Annotated in this window: 15 protein-coding genes and 1 pseudogene; 6 read left to right on the forward strand and 10 right to left on the reverse strand. The window is 61.7% G+C overall.

Features of this window, described 5'->3' with window-relative positions; genetic code table 11:
- Positions 1-62: 62 nt before the first annotated feature.
- The 3 genes from ACWKV7_RS23000 to ftsH all read right to left on the reverse strand — a co-directional run bounded on the left by ACWKV7_RS23000 (position 63) and on the right by ftsH (position 2,742).
- Positions 63-236, reverse strand: a complete 174-nt coding sequence (locus ACWKV7_RS23000) for a con-10 family general stress protein (RefSeq protein ID WP_483860036.1) — start codon at positions 234-236, stop codon at positions 63-65.
- 227 nt (positions 237-463) lie between these two features.
- Positions 464-790, reverse strand: coding sequence for a four-helix bundle copper-binding protein (locus ACWKV7_RS23005; RefSeq protein WP_483860037.1), 327 nt, complete (start codon positions 788-790; stop codon positions 464-466).
- A 107-nt stretch (positions 791-897) separates the two neighbouring features.
- Positions 898-2,742, reverse strand: a complete 1,845-nt coding sequence (gene ftsH, locus ACWKV7_RS23010) for an ATP-dependent zinc metalloprotease FtsH (RefSeq protein WP_483860038.1) — start codon at positions 2,740-2,742, stop codon at positions 898-900.
- 250 nt (positions 2,743-2,992) lie between these two features.
- On the opposite strand from ftsH, the gene ACWKV7_RS23015 reads away from it, so the two are divergent.
- Positions 2,993-3,688, forward strand: coding sequence for a phosphoribosyltransferase (locus tag ACWKV7_RS23015; protein ID WP_483860039.1), 696 nt, complete (start codon positions 2,993-2,995; stop codon positions 3,686-3,688).
- Positions 3,689-3,829: 141 nt separating this feature from the next.
- On the opposite strand, the gene csrA is transcribed toward ACWKV7_RS23015, so the two are convergent.
- The 3 genes and pseudogenes from csrA to ACWKV7_RS23030 all read right to left on the reverse strand — a co-directional run bounded on the left by csrA (position 3,830) and on the right by ACWKV7_RS23030 (position 5,785).
- Entirely contained in the window at positions 3,830-4,021 is a 192-nt protein-coding gene (gene csrA, locus ACWKV7_RS23020; RefSeq protein ID WP_483860040.1) for a carbon storage regulator CsrA, read from the reverse strand.
- 126 nt (positions 4,022-4,147) lie between these two features.
- A pseudogene (locus ACWKV7_RS23025) lies at positions 4,148-4,712 on the reverse strand (phosphoribosyltransferase family protein).
- Positions 4,713-4,807: 95 nt separating this feature from the next.
- Positions 4,808-5,785, reverse strand: a complete 978-nt coding sequence (locus ACWKV7_RS23030) for a ribose-phosphate diphosphokinase (RefSeq protein ID WP_483860041.1) — start codon at positions 5,783-5,785, stop codon at positions 4,808-4,810.
- 233 nt (positions 5,786-6,018) lie between these two features.
- On the opposite strand from ACWKV7_RS23030, the gene ACWKV7_RS23035 reads away from it, so the two are divergent.
- Entirely contained in the window at positions 6,019-6,924 is a 906-nt protein-coding gene (locus ACWKV7_RS23035) for a universal stress protein (protein WP_483860042.1), read from the forward strand.
- A 139-nt stretch (positions 6,925-7,063) separates the two neighbouring features.
- On the opposite strand, the gene ACWKV7_RS23040 is transcribed toward ACWKV7_RS23035, so the two are convergent.
- Positions 7,064-7,294 carry a hypothetical protein gene (locus ACWKV7_RS23040; RefSeq protein ID WP_483860043.1) on the reverse strand — a complete coding sequence of 77 codons (231 nt, stop codon included), beginning with the start codon at positions 7,292-7,294 and terminating at the stop codon, positions 7,064-7,066.
- 113 nt (positions 7,295-7,407) lie between these two features.
- Between ACWKV7_RS23040 and ACWKV7_RS23045 the strand changes: the two genes are divergently transcribed.
- Positions 7,408-9,048: a SulP family inorganic anion transporter gene (locus tag ACWKV7_RS23045; protein ID WP_483860044.1), complete on the forward strand. Its 1,641-nt coding sequence runs from the start codon at positions 7,408-7,410 to the stop codon at positions 9,046-9,048.
- 45 nt (positions 9,049-9,093) lie between these two features.
- Here the strand turns inward: ACWKV7_RS23045 and ACWKV7_RS23050 are convergent, their stop codons facing one another.
- Both ACWKV7_RS23050 and ACWKV7_RS23055 read right to left on the reverse strand, forming a co-directional pair.
- The gene (locus ACWKV7_RS23050) at positions 9,094-9,279 is read right to left on the reverse strand and encodes a CopG family transcriptional regulator (protein ID WP_483860045.1); all 186 of its coding nucleotides are present in this window, start codon (positions 9,277-9,279) and stop codon (positions 9,094-9,096) included.
- 434 nt (positions 9,280-9,713) lie between these two features.
- Positions 9,714-11,798: a M14 family zinc carboxypeptidase gene (locus tag ACWKV7_RS23055; protein WP_483860046.1), complete on the reverse strand. Its 2,085-nt coding sequence runs from the start codon at positions 11,796-11,798 to the stop codon at positions 9,714-9,716.
- Between the two features lie 633 nt (positions 11,799-12,431).
- On the opposite strand from ACWKV7_RS23055, the gene ACWKV7_RS23060 reads away from it, so the two are divergent.
- A complete protein-coding gene (locus ACWKV7_RS23060; protein ID WP_483860047.1) occupies positions 12,432-12,815 on the forward strand; it encodes a hypothetical protein in 384 nt (127 codons plus the stop codon).
- Positions 12,816-12,889: 74 nt separating this feature from the next.
- On the forward strand, positions 12,890-14,824 hold the full coding sequence (locus ACWKV7_RS23065; RefSeq protein WP_483860048.1) for a glycoside hydrolase family 15 protein: 1,935 nt from the start codon (positions 12,890-12,892) through the stop codon (positions 14,822-14,824).
- On the opposite strand, the gene ACWKV7_RS23070 is transcribed toward ACWKV7_RS23065, so the two are convergent.
- Complete coding sequence (locus ACWKV7_RS23070; protein WP_483860049.1) at positions 14,724-16,163, reverse strand: SPW repeat domain-containing protein; 1,440 nt, start codon at positions 16,161-16,163, stop codon at positions 14,724-14,726. The genes ACWKV7_RS23065 and ACWKV7_RS23070 overlap by 101 nt on opposite strands.
- A 1,686-nt stretch (positions 16,164-17,849) precedes the next feature.
- On the opposite strand from ACWKV7_RS23070, the gene ACWKV7_RS23075 reads away from it, so the two are divergent.
- Positions 17,850-18,332 (forward strand): YcxB family protein, encoded by a 483-nt coding sequence (locus ACWKV7_RS23075; protein ID WP_483860050.1) that lies wholly within the window; start codon positions 17,850-17,852, stop codon positions 18,330-18,332.
- Positions 18,333-18,622: the final 290 nt, after the last annotated feature.

Raw genomic sequence — 18,622 nt, forward strand, 5'->3', positions numbered from 1 at the left:
AACACTTTGAAGGGGAATCAGGACAAGCACACGGGGGCCATCGGCCCCCGTGTGGCATACGCCTAGGACGAGCGTCCGCCGCGGCTGTGCTGGCCGCCTTTGCGGCCTGCCTCGGAGGCTCTCTCCGGGTCGTTCTTGAAGTTGCCGCCACTGACATGGCCGCCTTTCTTACCCGCTTCGGAAGCGCGTTGCGGATCCTCTGCAAAGTTTCCGCTTCCTCCTCGATGTCCAGCCATTTCAATTCTCCCGTTTCATGCTTGATTTAAAGTGGTGCTTTTCAAAGCACTCAGGTTATCTGAAGGGAGACGGGGAAATTAGTTCTGCCTTTTCTTATGCTGATTTTTCTTTAACAAATAACCAGTTATTGCTCGAATAAATTATCTGGCGGACTGCCATCGCTTTATCTGCATTATTTCAATAGCACGTTGCCATGGAAACCGGCATGAGTTGGCGCTGGCTTCGCTCAGGCGGTCATTCGCTCGCAATGCTCGGCGCAGCGCTGGCATGCCGTGGCACAGGCTTGGCAGTGCTCGGCGGGGTGCTTGCCGCATTCCTCGGCGCAGGCTCGGCAGACCTCGGCGCATAACCGGCAGAAGTCCTTGGCGAATTCGCTCTCGCGAATCATCAGCTTGGCGGCCAGGGTACACATGGCGGCGCAGTCCATATCCAGTTGGATGCAGCGCGCCATTTCCTGTCCCTGTTCCTCCCGCAGGCAAGATGCGGCGCAGCGCTCGCAGGCCGTGGCGCAATCGGTGCAGCTTTGAATGCAGGACGCATACTGGGATGCCATGGTTCTTTCCTCCGGTTTTCGTCGATGCTTGGCGCATGGCTTTTGCCACGCCGTACAGCAACGGACCGGAGCGTCCCGAGGAGGTTTCCCGCCACTGCCGGACGGTATCAGCGCGCCGCGGCCAGCGACGCGGCCATAGGGGGCGGGCCGCTGGGGGCCGTGCCCAGCGGCGGGAACTCCTCGGGGGTGATGGTTTCCTTTTCCAGCAGCAGGCCGGCACCCTGGTCCAGCTCGGCGCGACGAGCACTCAGCAGAGCCTTGGCCCGCTGGTATGCGTGTTCGATCAGTTCCCTGACGCAAAGGTCGATTTCCCGCGCCGTCTGCTCGGAATAGTCCTTCTCGCGCACGCCGATGGCATGGTCGCCCAGGTAGCTGGCGCTCTGTCGTTCCAATACCGCCTGGCCCAGTTGCTCGCTCATGCCGAAACGCGTCACCAGTTGCCGGGCGATATCGGTGACCTTGGCCAGGTCGTCGGCGGCGCCGGTGGAGATCTCGCCGAATACCAGTTGCTCGGCGGCACGGCCAGCCAGCAGGACCACCATGCGGTCCTTCAGCTCCTGGGTGCCGATCAAGAAGCGGTCCTCGGTCGGCCGCTGCAGGGTGTAGCCCAGGGCGCCGATGGAGCGGGGGACAATCGATACCTTGTGCACCGGGTCCATGCCCGGCAGGCAGGAGGCGGCCAGCGCATGGCCCATTTCATGGTAGGCGACCACCTGGCGCTCATGGGGCTGCAACAGGTGCCCCTTGCGCTCCGACCCGGCGACAATGCGCTCGACCGCCGTGGTGAAGTCATCCAGGCTCACCGACTCGGCGCCACGGCGGGTCGCAGCGATGGCAGCCTCGTTGACCAGATTGGCCAGGTCCGCACCGGTGAAACCGGTGGAGATGGCGGCGATCCTCTCGCAGTCGATATCGGCGCTGGCGTTGATGCGCTTGAGGTGCACGCGCAGGATGGCCGCCCGGCCACGGCGATCCGGCCGGTCGATGACCACCTGGCGGTCGAAGCGGCCGGCGCGCATCAGGGCCGGGTCGAGGATTTCCGGCCGGTTGGTGGCCGCCAGCAGCACCACGCCCTCGCGGGGATCGAAGCCATCCAGTTCGGCGAGCAACTGGTTGAGGGTCTGTTCCTTTTCGTCGTTGCCACCGAAGGCGCCGACGCCGCGCATCTTGCCCAGTGCGTCCAGTTCGTCGATGAAGATGATGCACGGCGCCGCCTTGCGCGCCTGCTCGAACAGGTCCCGCACCCGAGCGGCGCCGACGCCAACGAACATCTCGACGAACTCCGAACCGGAAATGGAGAAGAAGGGCACACCGGCCTCGCCGGCGACGGCTTTGGCCACCAGGGTCTTGCCGGTACCGGGCGGGCCGACCAGCAGGATGCCCTTGGGTATGCGGGCGCCGAGCCGGCTGTACTTGGGCTGGTCCTTGAGGAAGGACACCACCTCTTCGAGTTCGGCCTTGGCTTCGTCGATGCCGGCGACGTCGGCGAAGGTGACTCCGGTATCGCGCTGAACGAACACCTTGGCCTTGGACCTGCCCACATTGACCAGCCCGCCGAGTCCCTGCTTCTCCGCCAAGCCGCGGAAAAACAGGCTCCACAGCGCGAAGATCAGGATGAACGGCAACACCCAGCCGAGAATGCTGGCCAGCACGGTGTTCTCCCGCACTCCGGTGAAGCTCGCGCCCGACTGCGCCAGTTCGTTGGCCAGCAGCGGATCGACCCGCTCCGTGGTGAACCGGTTGCGGCCCCGGATCGGTTCGGACAGCGTGCCGCTGATACGCTGCTGCTCGACGCGCAGGTCGCTGACCTGGTCTTCCTTGAGCAGACGCAGGAATTCGCTATAGGGGATCGGCTCGACGCTGCTGCGCGCCGTCCACCACTCCTGGGCCAGCGCCAGCACGCTGAAGGCGATGACGAAGTACCAAAGGTTCCATTGATGCTTCTTTTCCATGGCGTGCTCCCGGTAGCGACTGCGAAAGGACCGTTTCCCTTGTAGGGGAGATGGCGCTTGGCGGTCTTGATCCTCATCAACGCGCCGCCGATTGCCCGCCTGGCCTGGCGATATACAGGGTTTGGGCCGGGGTAGAGCAAAGCGATCTAACTCGCCTGGTCGACGCCGGGAACTGGTTGCGCGAATGTCACTCAGGGTCAGGACCGTGGCAAAAAAATCCTGCAGTACTTCTTTCATCCGAGGTCTGCCTATGCGTGAACAAGACTCCCTGGATGTGCCGATCCAAGACCGAACGGCCGCTGGCCAGGCCCTGGCACGGTTGCTGGCCGACTACCGGCGGCGCAGCGACACGGTCGTGCTGGCGCTGCCGCGTGGCGGTGTGCCGGTCGCCTTCGAGATCGCTACCGAACTGGAACTGCCGTTGGACCTGATGCTGGTCCGCAAGCTCGGCTTGCCCGGTTATTCGGAGCTGGCCATGGGCGCCATCGCCAGTGGCGGCGTGCGGGTGATGAACGCCGATGTGGTGGCCTTCCAGGGAATCCGGCAGGAGGAAATCGAGGCGGTCGCCGAACGGGAGCTGCGCGAACTGCAGCGTCGGGACCACGCCTACCGCGGCGATCGGCCACCACCCGCGCTGCGCGGCACGCAGGTGATCCTGGTCGACGATGGTCTGGCCACCGGCGCCACCATGCAGGCCGCCGTCGCCGCCGTGCGCCAGCAGGAACCGGCATGCATCGTCGTCGCGGTGCCGGTCGGCGCGTCGGAAACCCTCGAAGCCCTGCGCACGCGGGTCGACCGGATCGTCTGCCCGTTGGTGCCGGAACGCCTGATGGCCATCGGCCGCTGGTACCTGGACTTTTCGCAGACCAGCGACCAGGAAGTCCTGGCCCTGCTGCACCAGGCCTGGCAACGCGAGGAGGGACGGCCGGCATGCAAACCGCAATGAGCTTTCCCTGGACGACGCTTGCAACTTCGCAGAGCGCGGCCTGGCAAGCGTGCTGTTCGACCTGCTGACCGAGGAGGAGCACCCCGTCGACGCCGCCACCTGCAACCCCGCGACCTGCACGGCTCGGACGACAAGACGTGATCAGGCCGGGGCTTCCTCGACCAGGTCGATGGGGGCCTGGACAGCCTCGAACTGCTCCTGGCGATGGATCGCTACGCTGATGGGCGCGTCGATGCCGACGCGCACCTGCCGACCCTTGATCGCCACCATCTTCATCTTGATGTTTTCGCCAATGGTCAGGGTTTCGCCGATACGGCGGGTCAGTACCAACATGACAGCCTTCCTTGTCCCAGGGACGGTCGAGGAAATAGGGGATCGCAGCGGGCCTCGCTTGGCAACCGGCTGCCAACAAGGGAGAGGGTAGACCGAACTCTTCGGGCCGCCTTGCCGGTGGTCGGCTCATGAACTGGGCAGGGGCGGCCCCCTGCGTACCACCTCGACTCGGAAATGCTCCTCGTAGGGCGGCACGTTGCATTCGATGATGTCGCCGGGGGCCGCCTGCACGTGAATGCCGACGACGTCGGCCCGTATCGGCTGCCTGGCAATGCAGCGATCCACCAGCACCGCAGTGCGCACTTCGCGGGCGCCGAGGCATGCCAGGTAGGCACAGGTGCGTAGAAGCGAACGACCTTCGTAGAGCACGTCGTCCACTACCAGCAGGACAGTATTGGCGAGGTCCAGCGCGGCCAGTTCGGGACTTTCGGTGAGCGCCGTCTGCGCGTGAAGGAGGCTCAGGTCATCGGCGTAGCGCTGCATGGAGCGGCAGCTCGGGCAAACCGGTGCGCTGAGCGAGCCGCTGCTGCAGCATGCGCGCCAGGGGCTCGCCGCGACGCAGGACGCCGACCAGCACGGCGTTCCGTGGAGGCAGCAGCGCGGCGACTCGCTGCGCCATGGCGTCGATGATGGCATCGAGTTCCGCGGTGTCGTACAGGCAATAGCGCTCGCCGGCTGGTCTTGGCTCCATGGTTCAGCTCCTTGGGATGATCGCGGCGGCCCCGTTGCGGTGCAGTCTCGTCGCGGCGATCAGCTCACCGGCTCGCAAGGGATAGCCGGTCGCGCCTACTCGGTTCCGCCGAGCCGCGCCAGGCCATGCTCCTCGGCCAGGTGGTCGGCGACCAGGGTGCTGGAGTCGAGCACCTGCAGCCGACGAGCGGCGAGGGCCGGCTCGATCCGAAACGGCGGCACGCTGTCGCAGACCACCAGGCGTTCGAAGACGCTGCTTTCGAGCAACTCGCTGCCGCCGGTGAACAGGCCGTGGGCAGCGGCGGCGAACAGCCGCGTGGCGCCGCCCGCCTGGCAGGCCTCGCCTGCGCGCAACAGGGTACCGCCGGTGCTGATCAGGTCATCGAAGATCACGACCGTCTTGCCGCGCACATCGCCCACCAGCGTGCCGCCGGTCAGCGTCTCGTTGCTCCGGTACTTCTCCACGAAGGCACTGCCGACCGGTCGGCCGAGACGGCTCTGCAGTTCGCGGCGAAAGTGCTCGGCGCGCTTGGTCCCGCCGGCGTCAGGAGACACCGCGACCACCTCGGCATCGCCCAACAGACCGGCGAAGTACTTGGCGAAGACACCGGCACACTCCAGTTGCCGGGTCGGGATGCGGAACGCGTTGTCGAAGGCCGCGACGTTGTGCACCTCCAGAGTCAACAGCCGGTCGACGCCACAGGCTTCGAAAAGGCTGGCGACATAGCGGCTGATGATCGGGTCCTGGAATTCCGTGCGGCGTTCCTTGCGGGCATAGCACAGATAGGGCGAGACCACCTGCACCTGGCGGGCGCCGGCATCCTTCAACGCGCCGCAGAAGAACAGCAGGGTGCACAGCTTGTCGTTGACGCTCTGCCCGGCATCGCCATACAGGCCATGGAAGACCACCACCCGCCGCCCATTGACCGAGTCCAGCGCACGGCTCTTGTGCTCGCCATCCTCGAACCGGCGCTCCTCATGCCGGGCCAGCTCCAGGCCAAGCCGCCGGGCGACCCGGCTGGCGTAGCCCTGGCTGCCGTCTAGGGCGAAAAGCAGGGGGATGTCGGTGGTCATGCGGGCAAGCTCCTTGGGCAGGGTAGTGGGGCGGTACCCGGTTGGGCATTCCGCGCCCGTGCAGACTCGCCTGCTTGGCGGCCGGTTTCAAGGACATGATCCCTGGCGACAGTTGGGTTGATGTAAATCAATGCGATAGGAACGCGCCAGACGCAGTCTCAACAGGATGTCGGAAACTGCTAGGGATGCGGTCAGCAGCCGGTGCGTCCTACCCAACGCCCTTGGAGGTGCCCATGAGTCAATACCAACGCCTGCTTCTGATCGCCGATCCGGCCAAGCGTCATTCGCCGGCCATGCAACGGGCCGCCGCGCTGGCCCAGGCCAGCGGCGCTGCGCTGCACATCGCCGCCTTTGTCGAACCGTTCGCCACCTTGCGCTTTCTCGACGAGAGCATCCAGGAGCAGACCCGCGAGCGCTATCTGGACGAGTACCGCGTCTGGCTGCAGGACGAAGCGGCATTGCTGCGCAGCAAGGACATCCCGGTAACCACCGAGGTGGTCTGGAGTCGCGAGACGCTGGAGGAAATTCTCCTGCATGTGAAAGAAATGCAGCCGGACCTGCTGATCAAGGACATCCAGCACGAGCCGCTGCTCAAGCGTGCCTTCATCACACCGCTGGACTGGCACCTGCTGCGCGAATGTCCGGTGCCCGTGCATCTGGTCGGCGAGGAAGGCCGGGCCCTGCCACGCAAGATCATCGCCGCGGTCGACCCGTCGCGTCCGGAAACCAGCGATGCGCAGCTCAACGAGCGCATCATCGAGGCAGCCAACGGGCTAGCGTTGCAATGCAACGCGGAGCTGCACCTGCTGCATGCCTACGACCTGTCGCCGGGCTACCTGGCGGACCCCATCGCCGGCTCCGTGGGTGCTGCGCCGAACCTGGTGGAGGAGCTGCGCAGCGCGCTGCACCACTCCTTCATCGTCCTGGCCGATCGCTTTGGCGTGCCCGGCGAGCGTCGACATTTCATCATGGGGCCACCGATCAAGGCGCTCAGCGACTTCGCCGTGGAGAGCCAGGCCGATGTGATGGTGATGGGCACCGTGCAACGCAAGGGGCTGGAACGGCTGATCGGCAGCACCACCGAGTACGTGCTGAACCAGGCGCCGTGCAGCATCCTGGCGGTGAAGCCGGCTTCCTAGTTGGCAACAGGGCACCGCCTGCCGGCATGAGAGTCTCCTTGGCAATGCTTGCGCTGGGACCCACAGAGCGCAGTCGGCGCAGGGCCGGCCACTGGGTACCCCAGCCGTACAGAGAACGGCCCGGCGAAAAACCGGGCACTCAGAAATGCACTTCCGCCTGCTTGATGCCGAGCTGGCGCAGGACTTCGATCGCCTCATCCAGCAGCGCAAAGGTTTCCACTTCGTCGGCCGCATCGATCAGGAAGTAGCTCTGTCCGCTGTTCTGTTTGAACAGCACGATCCATTCCTTGGTGTTGGCGGGGTTCTGCATCACATGGGTAGTGAACAGGCTGCCTTCCGCGTGCCTGGTCCTGATTTCGTCGCGCCGCATGGCCGGTCTCCGTTCGCTTGCAACGCCGGACGCCAACGCACCGGCGGTTGCTTGAAAGCCAACAAATTAACATCATATGTTAATGGTATGCACATATCCGATCGGAGGCTGCGGTGATCGCGATACGAGAAGCGTGGAAGGCGGGCCTGCTGCGCCGCGAGCACTGGGTCGGCAATCTGGTATCGGGCACCATCGTCGGCGTCGTGGCGTTGCCACTGGCCATGGCATTTGCCATCGCCTCGGGAGCGAAGCCGGAGCAAGGCATCTACACCGCCATCATCGGCGGGTTGCTGGTCTCCCTGCTCGGCGGCAGCCGTCTGCAGATCGCCGGGCCGACGGGGGCCTTCATCGTGATCCTCGCCGGGGTGACGGCCGAACATGGCATCGAGGGACTGCAGATCGCCACGCTGATGGCCGGCGGCATGCTGGTATTGCTCGGCATGGCGCGCCTGGGTTCGGTGATCAAGTTCATCCCGGCGCCGGTGATCGTCGGCTTCACCGCCGGCATCGGCGTGATCATCTTCGTCAGCCAGTGGCAAGACTTCTTCGGCTTACCCAGGGCCAGCGGCGAACACTTCCACCAGAAACTCTGGCACCTGCTGCTCAGCCTGCCGCACCTGCACCCGACGACCACCTTGCTGGCTCTAGGCAGCCTGGCCCTGGTGCTGCTCGGACCGAAGCTGCCGGGTCTGCGCAAAGTGCCGGGGCCGCTGCTGGCCATGGTGGTCGCCACCGTGCTGCAGTCGCTGCTGCAGTTCGACGGCATCGCCACCATCGGCAGCGCGTTCGGCGGCATTCCGCGGGGGCTTCCACTACCGAGCCTGCCGGAAATCACCCTGACGCGGGTGGTCGAGTTGATCGGCCCGGCATTCGCCATCGCCATGCTGGGGGCCATCGAGTCGCTGCTGTCGGCCGTGGTGGCCGATGGCATGGCCGGCACCCGGCACAACTCGAACCAGGAGCTGATCGGCCAGGGCATAGCCAACCTGGCCACGCCGTTGTTCGGCGGGTTCGCCGCCACCGGGGCGATCGCACGCACCGCCACCAACATTCGCAATGGCGCCACCAGCCCGCTGGCGGGCGTGGTGCATGCGCTCACGCTGTTGCTGATCATTCTGTTCCTCGCACCGCTGGCGGAAAACATCCCTCTAGCGACCCTTGCGGCGATCCTGTTCGTGGTGGCCTACAACATGAGCGAACTGCCGCACGTGCTGCGCATGCTGCGACGGGCGCCTCGGGCGGACGTGGCGATCCTGCTGATCACCTTCAGCCTCACGGTGTTCAGCGATCTGGTGATGGCGGTGAATATCGGTGTGATCCTGGCCATGCTGCACTTCGTGCGGCGCATGGCGGATTCGGTGGAAGTACAGCAGGTGCTCGGCCGCGAACTGGAGGCGGAGCTGAAGCAGGGCGGGCAGACCCACCAGGACCCCGGCGTGCTGGTCTACAGCATCGAGGGGCCGCTGTTCTTCGGCGCCGTGGAGAGCCTCGAACGCGCCCTGGCACAGACCCACAGCGACCCGCACCTGCTGGTGATTCGCCTCAAGCGGGTGCCATTCATGGACATTACCGGCCTGCAGACCCTGGAAGAGGCCATCGAGCACCTGCAAAAGCGCAACGTGCGGGTCAAGCTCTGCGAAGCCTCGCCACGGGTACGGTCGAAGCTGGAGAAAGCCGGGCTGGTTGCACTGGTCGGCCAGCAGAACCTGCACGCCGACCTGGCGGAGGCCCTGGCCAGCCCGGCACAACGTTGACGAGACAAGGCATGCAGCCCGGCAGGTGGGCACCGGGCAGGTTGGTCATTGACCGGAAATCGGCGGCTTGCTCTGGGTCGCGTAGCTGACGCCGTGCTGTTCCAGGTAGTCGCGGATCAGCTGGCGGACCACCTGCGAGGGCGTCAGGTCCTGGCTGGCGCAGAGTTCTTCGAAGGCCTTTTTCTTTACCGGGTCGATCAGAACGGTAAGGCGGGCGGTCTTGCTTTCCATAAGGCGGTCCGGTCGGTGAAAGTCAGGCATGGTAATCAAATTGGCATGCCGGTCGCCAATCACCGGCCCGGCTACTGCCGGTGAACGAAGTTCACCGCAGGGCTTCTTGATACTCGACGGGTCAGTTTTCAAAACGCCGCGACGAAGCGCAACAGGGGCGCCGCTTCAACACCAGGACTCTCCGGGGCGCTGCGCGCCCTTGTTGGACTTCGCTCAAAGCCAGTCCCGGCCCAACCTCGTGAGTCAGAGCAAAAATCGTCTTGGCCCTGGGCGCACAGAGGCCGCGAACAGACAAAAAAACGGCGCCCACAAGGGGCGCCGTGCAAGGGCCAGAAGGGAGCAATCGAACGGCCATCTCCGATGCAACCAACTGACTCGGATACAAGCTCCGCGTTACAGCTGGCGACGATGGCCGCTCGAATCCCCGCGCTGGATTAGCGGATGTCGACCGAGTAGTCCTCCACTTCGCCGTAGTTGAAGGTACCGCAGGCGGTCGGCGCGCTGTTGTAGCGCATCGCTACGCGCATGCGGGTCTTGCCGGTGGGGGCACTGGCGGGAACGACCAGTGTGCCGTTCACCGTGGTCGACAAGGCGCGACCGGAGCTGAACACTTCCTCGCCGGCGTCATTGAAGTCGCCGTCCTTGTTCAGATCGATCCAGACTTTCCAGTACTCGTTGTAGGAGCTGCCGGAGAACTGCGGCATCAGGCTCAGGCTGTTGTTGCCACGGACCACCGGCGCGGTGACGCTGGTGAAGTCGGAGTAGCGGCTGGAGCCGGAGGTCTTGCTGGAGCTGCCGAGGGTAACCTTGGCGATCCATTCCTCGCTGGCGTTGCTGCTGGCGGCATCGCAGTAGCTGGTCGGCGGAGTGCCGCCGTCCTCGTCGATCTCCAGGAAGGCGGCGGATACCGCACCCCAGGCCCCGGAAGCATCGCGGCTACGCACGTAGACCATGTGCTTGCCCTCCGACAGACCGTCGGTATACACGGTCCCGGTCAGCGCTTCGGTCTTGCTGTTGAAGCTGCCATCCTGGGCCTGCAGCGGAATCGCCACGGCACCGGACTCCCAGGGTGCCTTGTCGATGTAGTACTCCGCTTCGGCGATGTTCTGCGTCGACTCGGTACCGTTCTTGCTGCTGAAGCGGGTATCGGTGGTGCTGGCACTCAGGGTGACCTGGGTTCCAGCCGGTACGCCGGCGCCGGAGCTCAGGCTGACGCTGGTGACATCCGGGCCGGCCGGAGTGATGTACGGCGTGCGTACCACCTTGGCGGCGTAGATCAGCGCCTGCAGGTTTTCCGGCTTGATCTTGTTCTGGTAGGTCGAGCAGCTCTGGAAGAACTGGGTGCCCAGCTCGAAGGTGAAAGCTGCCACGCCCAGCTCGCCATAGCTGATGCCGTCGCTGGTGCCGTCGGTGGGGTAGAGGCCGATGGACTGTTGCGGGGTATAGCCATTGAAGAAGGCGAACTTGCGACCCAGGGTCTGCATCGCCGGACCGTTGGGCGCTACCTGGCTGGTATCGCCCCAGGGCCACAGCACCAGTTCGCTGTAGCTGTGGATGTCCAGGTGGATGCCGCTGGTGTCGCTGGGAGCCGCGTCATTCTTGCCGGGGCCGCGACGGTCCGGGAAGATGCTGCGCACGTAGTTCTCCAGCGCCTGGATCTCCGGCTCGGAACCGGCGACCGGGCCGCGATAGGTGTCGTTGCACTGGCTGCCGCTGGAGCCTTGGCCGTTGGTGCTGTTCCAGCCGAAGGTGAAGTTGCGGTTGAGGTCCGCGCCACGGCTGTTGCTGTTGGCGCCGCAGTAGTTCTGGTTGGTGTTCTTGCGCCAGGACAGGCCGGTCTCGGCCTTCTTGCGGCCGTCCGGGTTGGTCTGCAGCAGGATGTGCACTTCGTGGTTATCGAGAATCCAGGTGGCGTCGGCATCGGTGCCGTAGCCGTTCACCAGCCAGCGAGCGAACTCAAGGGTCAGGGCCGCGGTGGTGTACTCACGGGCGTGGATGGCACTGTTGATGAACAGCTTTGGCTTGGTGCCGCCAATCGACTTGTTGGTCAGCTTCAGCACGCGCATGTCGTAGCCGCCCAGCCCCTGGGTCTTCTCCCAGGAATTACCGATATCGATCCACTCGGCGATGTTCGGATGGCTTGTGGCCATGCCGGAGGCGACGGCGAAGGATTCTTCCACCGTCTCGTAGCAGGAATAACCCGGGATGCTGGCAATGCTCACGTCCGACATCATGGTCGCCGCGCCGCTGCTGGACTGGGCGCTGAGCATCTTGTTCTGGATTTTCGTCAGGACCTCGTTGCGCTTGGCGATGAACTCGGTGGCCGGCGCGAAGGTAAAGCCGAAGACTTGGAGCTTGTCCATCTCCTCGGCGGTAAGCTCCATGATCAGGTAGCCGTCGTCGTAGTGCGACTCCAACATTTGTTCATGGAAACTGATGGCCGCCTTGCGAGCGATATCCAGGCTCGGAAAGTAGGCCTTGTAGACGGTATCCGCCGCTTTCTCTTGCTCAAGCAACATGAAGTTTTCTTGAGCTTTATTGGTATTGGCGAGAAGCGGGGTAGTTACCAGGGAACAGGCCAGGAGTGCCGTGAAGGGTAATGCTTTTTTTGTAAATTTCATTTCCGATTCCTTGTAACGGATATTATTCCTGACGAACATCCGGAATAAAGGATGCGCGACTATGGCGCCTGCCCTTGTGAGGAGCGCCGGTGGGTACGACAGAATGAAATCCCCGGCCGCAACGATCATCCCTAGAGTGCCTGCCGGCCAGGCGGCCCGCAGGTATCGCAGGAAAACAGCGAGGGAAAAATGAAAGTAGAGAGCGCTTCAATATCTGTCAAACAGCTAAATTGACTCCCTTACAATGCAATATCAAAATGCCAAAAACTGGCACTCTGCCGCACGCTTGGCGGCTCTGATCTTATTGCGACAAGTTTGTTCTCGATTCCGACATTCCGACGAGCGACATGAATTGTTTCCTTTGTCGTCCCCTAACTTTAGTTTGATTATTCGCAGGACATGGAGTGTACGAATATGCACAACCGTCACCGTTATTGGGCGCATTCGAAACGCGCCGCGCTATTTGGGTGCGTTTTATATTTTTTGATTTCGCTGTTTTTTGCGGCAACGCACGTTCTGGCCGACGAGCCGATGGCTGCCGAAGAGGACGAGGTGGCCATGGCCCAGGAGTTCCAGATACTGCGAGCAACCCAGGGCCACTTCTCCGGTGGAACCTGGAACGACGACGTGGACAAATGGCATGGCAAGAAGCACCTGCTGATGCAGCGATTGCTTTCGCACATCCTGCTGGGCTCCCACGATGCGAAAACGGCCCTGGCCTTGCTCGGCGAACCCGACCGCATCTGGCCCGCCCCGGCGAGCAAGCACTCCAGGGTGCTGCAACAGACCGAGTGGCAGGGGCAGCCGGCGGGCGAGCTGTGGGCCTATCACTGGCGCGGCGAGCATGACCAACTGATCCTCGCCGTCGACCAGGGCCAGGTCACCGCCGGCGGTTGGCTGCTGGCCTGGGAGTGAGTTCTGCCCCGTTGCGGAAATAAAGGCGCAACGCGTACTCAAAAGAACCAGTACGCGACGACACGGGGGCAGTAGTGACCGATACGGAGACAAATTACCAGGACGGCTTCCCACCCATTGGCTCGCTGGCGGCAATCGGAGACGGTTGCTCGCTCGCACTGGTCGGGCCCGACGGCGCAATCGAGTGGTTCTGCCCACGGCGATTCGATTGTCCGCCGCTGATCTGGCCATTGCTGGATCGTCAACGCGGCGGTCGGCTGCATGTCCGGCCGGTTACGGCCAGCCAGTGCCGCATGGCCTATCGCGACGAAACGGCAGTGCTCGATCTTGCCTGGCAGGACCAGCAGGGCGAGGCGAGGGCCAGGCTGTGCATGGAGTGGCCCGTATCGGGTGATCGGCAGTGCCTGCTGTGGTCGATCGAAGGTGTTCGCGGCAGCGTCGACTTCGAACTCCTATTCCTGCCCAGCGCCGACTTCGGTCGCACGATGACCACCGCCCAGGCAACGGACGGTGCCTTGCGCCTGCAGGCCGGCGAACAGCGGCTGGCCCTGCAAGCCGGCTGCCCCCTGGCTCAGGATCACCTGGGGTGGCGCGCACGCTTCAGCGTAGCGGCCGGCGAGCGCCAGGCCATCTGCCTGAGCGTCGACTTGGTCGACGGCGATCTGCATGACCTGCCGCCGCTGGCCTCGGTCGACCGACGCTGCGCCGCCACCATCGAAGCCTGGCGCCAATGGAGTGGGGCGCTGCACTGGCGCGGTCGCTACCGGCAGGAGGTGGTGCGCAGCGCGATTTCCCTCAAGCTGCTGATCCACCACGAAACCGGCGCTGTGGTAGCGGCCGGCACCACTTCCTTGCCGGAAACCATCGGCGGCATTCGCAACTGGGACTATCGCTATACCTGGTTCCGCGACGCCGGCCTCACCCTGGGAGCGCTGTTCGCCCTTGGTTGCCGCCAGGAGGCCCACCGCTGGGCCGAGTGGATGCAGGCGACCATCGAACGCCATGGCACGCCGCTGCAGGTCCTCTATGACCTGGACGGCGCGCTGACCAAGCAGGAATACATCATCGACCAGGCCCATGGCTATCGCGGGTCGAGACCTGTGCGGGTCGGCAATGCGGCCAAGGACCAACTACAGCTGGACATCTACGGCGAACTGCTCGAATGCGTGCGCATCTGCGACAGCATGGCCGACGACACCATGCATCGACACTGGATGCACATGCGGCAGGCCGCCGATTTCATCGCCGCCAACTGGCAGGAGCCCGACAGCGGCATCTGGGAGGTGCGCGGCCCGCCCCGGCACTACGTGCACTCCAAGGTGATGGCCTGGGCCGGCATGCAGCGCGCGCTATGGCTGCTACGCCGGCACGGGCTGGAAGGCGATGCCGAAGCCTGGGAACGGGAAAGCGCCACGCTGCGCGAACAGGTGTTGCGCCGGGGCATCAGTCGGGACGGCAAGCACTTCGTGCGCGCCTATGAAGAAGAAACCCTGGACGCCAGCCTGCTGCTACTGGCCCGGCCGGGTTTCATCGATGGCCGCAGCGCGTTGTTCAGGAACACTGTCGACGCGGTGCGCCGCAGCTTGAGCGTAGGGCCACACGGCTTGATCCGCCGCTACCATCCGAGCGACCCCGACGGCTTGGCGGGAGAGGAGGGTGCCTTCGTCATCTGCAATTTTTGGCTGGTCGAAGCGCTGGTCATGTCCGGCCGGCACAGCGAAGCCCAGTCGATGTACGAAAAGCTGCTCAGCCTGCGGGGCGAGCACGGGCTCTATGGGGAAGAACTGGACCCCTGGAGCGGCGAGCACCTGGGCAACACTCCCCAGGCCTTTTCCCATATCGGCCTGATCAACTCGGCGCTACGCCTGCGCCACTGCTCCAGTTGCGGCCCGGCACACGAACCGGCGATCAACGCAGCAGTTGGTTCCAGCCGGCATAACGGTGACGGATCGGCCCCTTCGGCAGACTCAGCAGAATCGCCAGCACACCGACGATCACACTCCCGATAGCCGCGCCGCCGCTGGCGCCGTCCAGTACCCAGGGCGACGCCAGCAGCCATACACCAATCGCAATGTTGAGCCAGCGCAGGGGACGTGCGACTTCCGCCATCGCCAGCACCGCGATGGTGATCAGCAATGAGCCCATCAAGTGGTCACTGTCGGCCATGACCCCCTCGGTGCCATAGATCAGGCGAGTACACATCAGCCACACGCCGATGACGCAGGTCAGCACCAGGTTCCAGGGCAGGTTGACGCCGAACAGCCCCTTGAAGGTCATGTGGCGGACGCTGCCTTCGAATTCCGGAGTCTGGTCCTCCCGCGCGCCGTCCATCGCATCGCCCATGAAGAAACTGCGCCAGAACGGCTTACCGCGGCGCAGCGCATCCTTGAGAAACTGCCCCATGGCCACCAGCTCGTCGAGGGCGTAGGGCATCATCACCAGCATCGCCAGGGCCTGGAGCAGGCACAGGGTGCACCAGGTACCGATGAAGATCGGCTGGGCGATGATGAAGAAGATACTCACCGCGCCCAACGGCACCACCACGATACCGAAGCCCGCCACCATCCAGGGCATGGTGCGCCAGCGACGCGCATCGCCCATGACCGCCATCAGCAACTCCAGCATATAAGCGACCACCCCAACGCCCGCGTCCGGCACCGGCCAGGCCTTGGACATGCTCGAGGTGATGATGGTCTCGGTGCCGTTGGGCCGGGTGCCGAAGAACGGGTCCCAGGCGCTGGCGGTGTGGCCCAGTTGATAGGCCGTCAGATAGCGAGCCAACAGGATGCCGATCACCGCCAGCACGGCAATCGGCATGCGCTGCAGCCAAGTCGACGGATTGTAGTCCCAGCCTGGGGGAACCGAGGCCTTCTGCATCATCCCGGACATGCTCATGCCCGGCATCATCGGTACCAGCACGGAAAAGGCGATGACGAAGCCACCGACCAACAGGCCGTTGCTGTAGCCGGCGGGAGAAGGCGTCCAGAACACCAGCGGCGCACTCATCGCCCACAACCCCATCACCGCGTTGGCCCACTGCGCCCAACTCAGGCGCTTGAGTGACAGAAAGGCAAACAGCACGATCAGCGCCCCGCTGATCACATCGCTCCAGGTCATCATCAGAGCCCGCGTTTCCACGGGAGGAATCGAACGCTCGGCGGCGACCCGCGCCAGATCGAAATCATCCGGGCCGATGGTCAAGTAGCCGAACATGAACGGCGCACTGAGCAGCCAGATGCCCAGCAGCATATTGACGAAGTGGCACCAGAGCGTCGCCATGTGCCGCCGCTCCATCATCTGCATGTGCTGGTCCATGCTCATATCGGACTGCATGGCGTCCTTACGCATATATTCGCCTTGGTGTTCCATCGACGGAGGTTCCCAGGTGAGTTCGCAGGATGCGCGCCAACCAAGCCCGACGCGACGCAGCCTTGCGGCTGCTTCTGGAAATACCGACAGAGGGGCGGGCAGGGGAGTTCCGGCATGCAAAGAGGACAAGCAGTTCGCGCCGCCGCGTTGCGCGGCCGATTACCAGGCAGTTGCATGCATGACCGACGTCCAACCCGACGTATTGATGTGGTTATTGCAGAGAGCGGCTGAAATCCGCCAGGAGCGGCCAGAAAAGACCCAACGCTGCCCACGTCCCTTGCCGAAACGTAGGAAAACTTCTTCAGATGACAGATCGCCACCTGATCGGCTACTGTCCTTCAGTAAGCATAATATTCCCTACACAGCACATGGCGTATAACCCCTTATACGGTCGGCATCCTGCGAAAACACTCGGTTTAGACAGAGGGAGCAACAATGACAAAGGGATTTTATCCGTCAGACGCTTCCAGTGTCTTATACGTCAGTTGACGTCTAATTATAGTTATGATCCAGTCATGAGATAATGTTATGCCAGCCATGTTTTTTATATACATCACCAGCACTGTTTATACCTATCTTGGCTTTGAAGCATTATTTTATCTTCAGCGAGGCAAGACAGAGCTTCAGGTAGTAAGAATTTTCAGAATACTAACTTTGTTTTTTACTGTTTCAGTTCTGGCTATCCCAATATTTATCATGAAAAATACTGAAGAAAAATTCGACACAGAATTATTCAAGAACCTCTACCCTCTCCACATAATACTTATAATAATTTATTTATTTTCCCGCTACTTTAGGACGCAAGCCTATCCATCCTCCGATAAATCATAACAAATGGTCAAACCGTTCGCTCTCTCACTGGGGCCGTCTAAAGCCGGCCTCTTAAGCAATGTTAGGTATATGGAAGAAAAATTTTCGCTCTACCTTATAAAGCCTGGCTCAAGGCCACCGTTTCCAGCTGTCGCTCATTACCTGTGGGGCAAGGAAGACTTTGACTCTGATGGTAATAGTCGGCACCCTAACGATAATCAATGGACGGAGCTTACAATCATACGTCGCTCCGCAAAGAGCGAGCGCCTGGATATAGACCAAGTTTCAGCAAGTCCGTTGGTGCTAAAGATTTCGTCTACGTCTTCTTCACTTGTCCGTGAAGGCGCGCAGTTTCTGGCGGCAAACAGTGGCGGCAATATATGTACCGAGTGGCCACACACCCAACTAGCATATATGGACTCTCCCCGCAAGCTGTAAGCTATTTATCGAACAACTCCATCAAGTGCTCCGCCATAAAAATCAACTCTGCCGGGGTAGTGCGGCAAAATTCAGACAAGCAAAACATAATTCGAGAGTAAAGATCGGCATGAATTATACCGAATAGTGCGGAGCGTATTAAATCCACTCAAGGGTACAGCTTTATGGCAACTGGTTAAATCGTTCGCTTCGCTTACTGGGACGGGCTAAAGCTAGCCCCTTAACCAAACATTGAGGTTGTAGAAAAATTTTAAGGCTAATTCAAGAGCCTTGCTGTACGCAAAATCTGGAGGAGTCGAGCGAGATGAATAAGTTGGACTCGAAGAGAGATTCTGTTTTTTGCTAAAAAACAGCCAGACTCACAGATGCGAATTTTGCCATTCAGTTTTTCTACAGCCTCGTCAGCAGGTATCAAAAATGAACAAAGCAACCATAAAAATATCTGAAAAAGACTACCTCAGATCTCAATGGCTCCACTATAAATTCAACATCAAGAGCATATTGGTGATCTTGGTGGTCTTCTCGTTTTTTGGATATTTCCTCCATGATCAAGCAGGGGTTTCAACACTAAGCATCACAGGAGGTATCGCAGGATTTTTAATTTGGTATACATCTTACTTTTTTCTATTTCTCAGGTGGCGCTGCAAAAAAATCCATAAGCAACAAAAGATGCTACACACTCCCACAGAGATACTGTGGGATGAAGGCGGCATCGAATTCAGCCATGCAAGCGGTCACGCAAAAATGAAATGGTCAGACTTTTCAAAATATAAGGAAAATAAAGAACTTTTCCTCCTCTATCATTCCGATGTGATTTTCAACATCCTCCCTAAATCAGCCTTCGACTCAACTGCGCAAATTGAAAATTTCAAATCGCACATCTCAGCCATAGGCTGCTAACAATGTATATGGACTACTATCCACAAGCAGTAAGGACAGCTTTTTTCGATCCTGCCGTCAGCGCGGTTGCATTCGTATATCCGGCCTGTCACTGGGCATTGCCCTGGCCATTCTGTAGTTCGCGCAGCGGGACCAAGCGTTCAAGCGATCGCGAAGATCATCATTGTTATCGGCCTTGCCCCGCTGCAGAACTCGTCTGTTCCGAGCAGATGTATGATCTTGCCCAGCAATCGTGGACACCCCGTTAAGCGATAAACTCTAACGAGGTGAACCATGGCAAGACCAGCAAC

This window comes from Zestomonas ipomoeae, assembly GCF_057128665.1.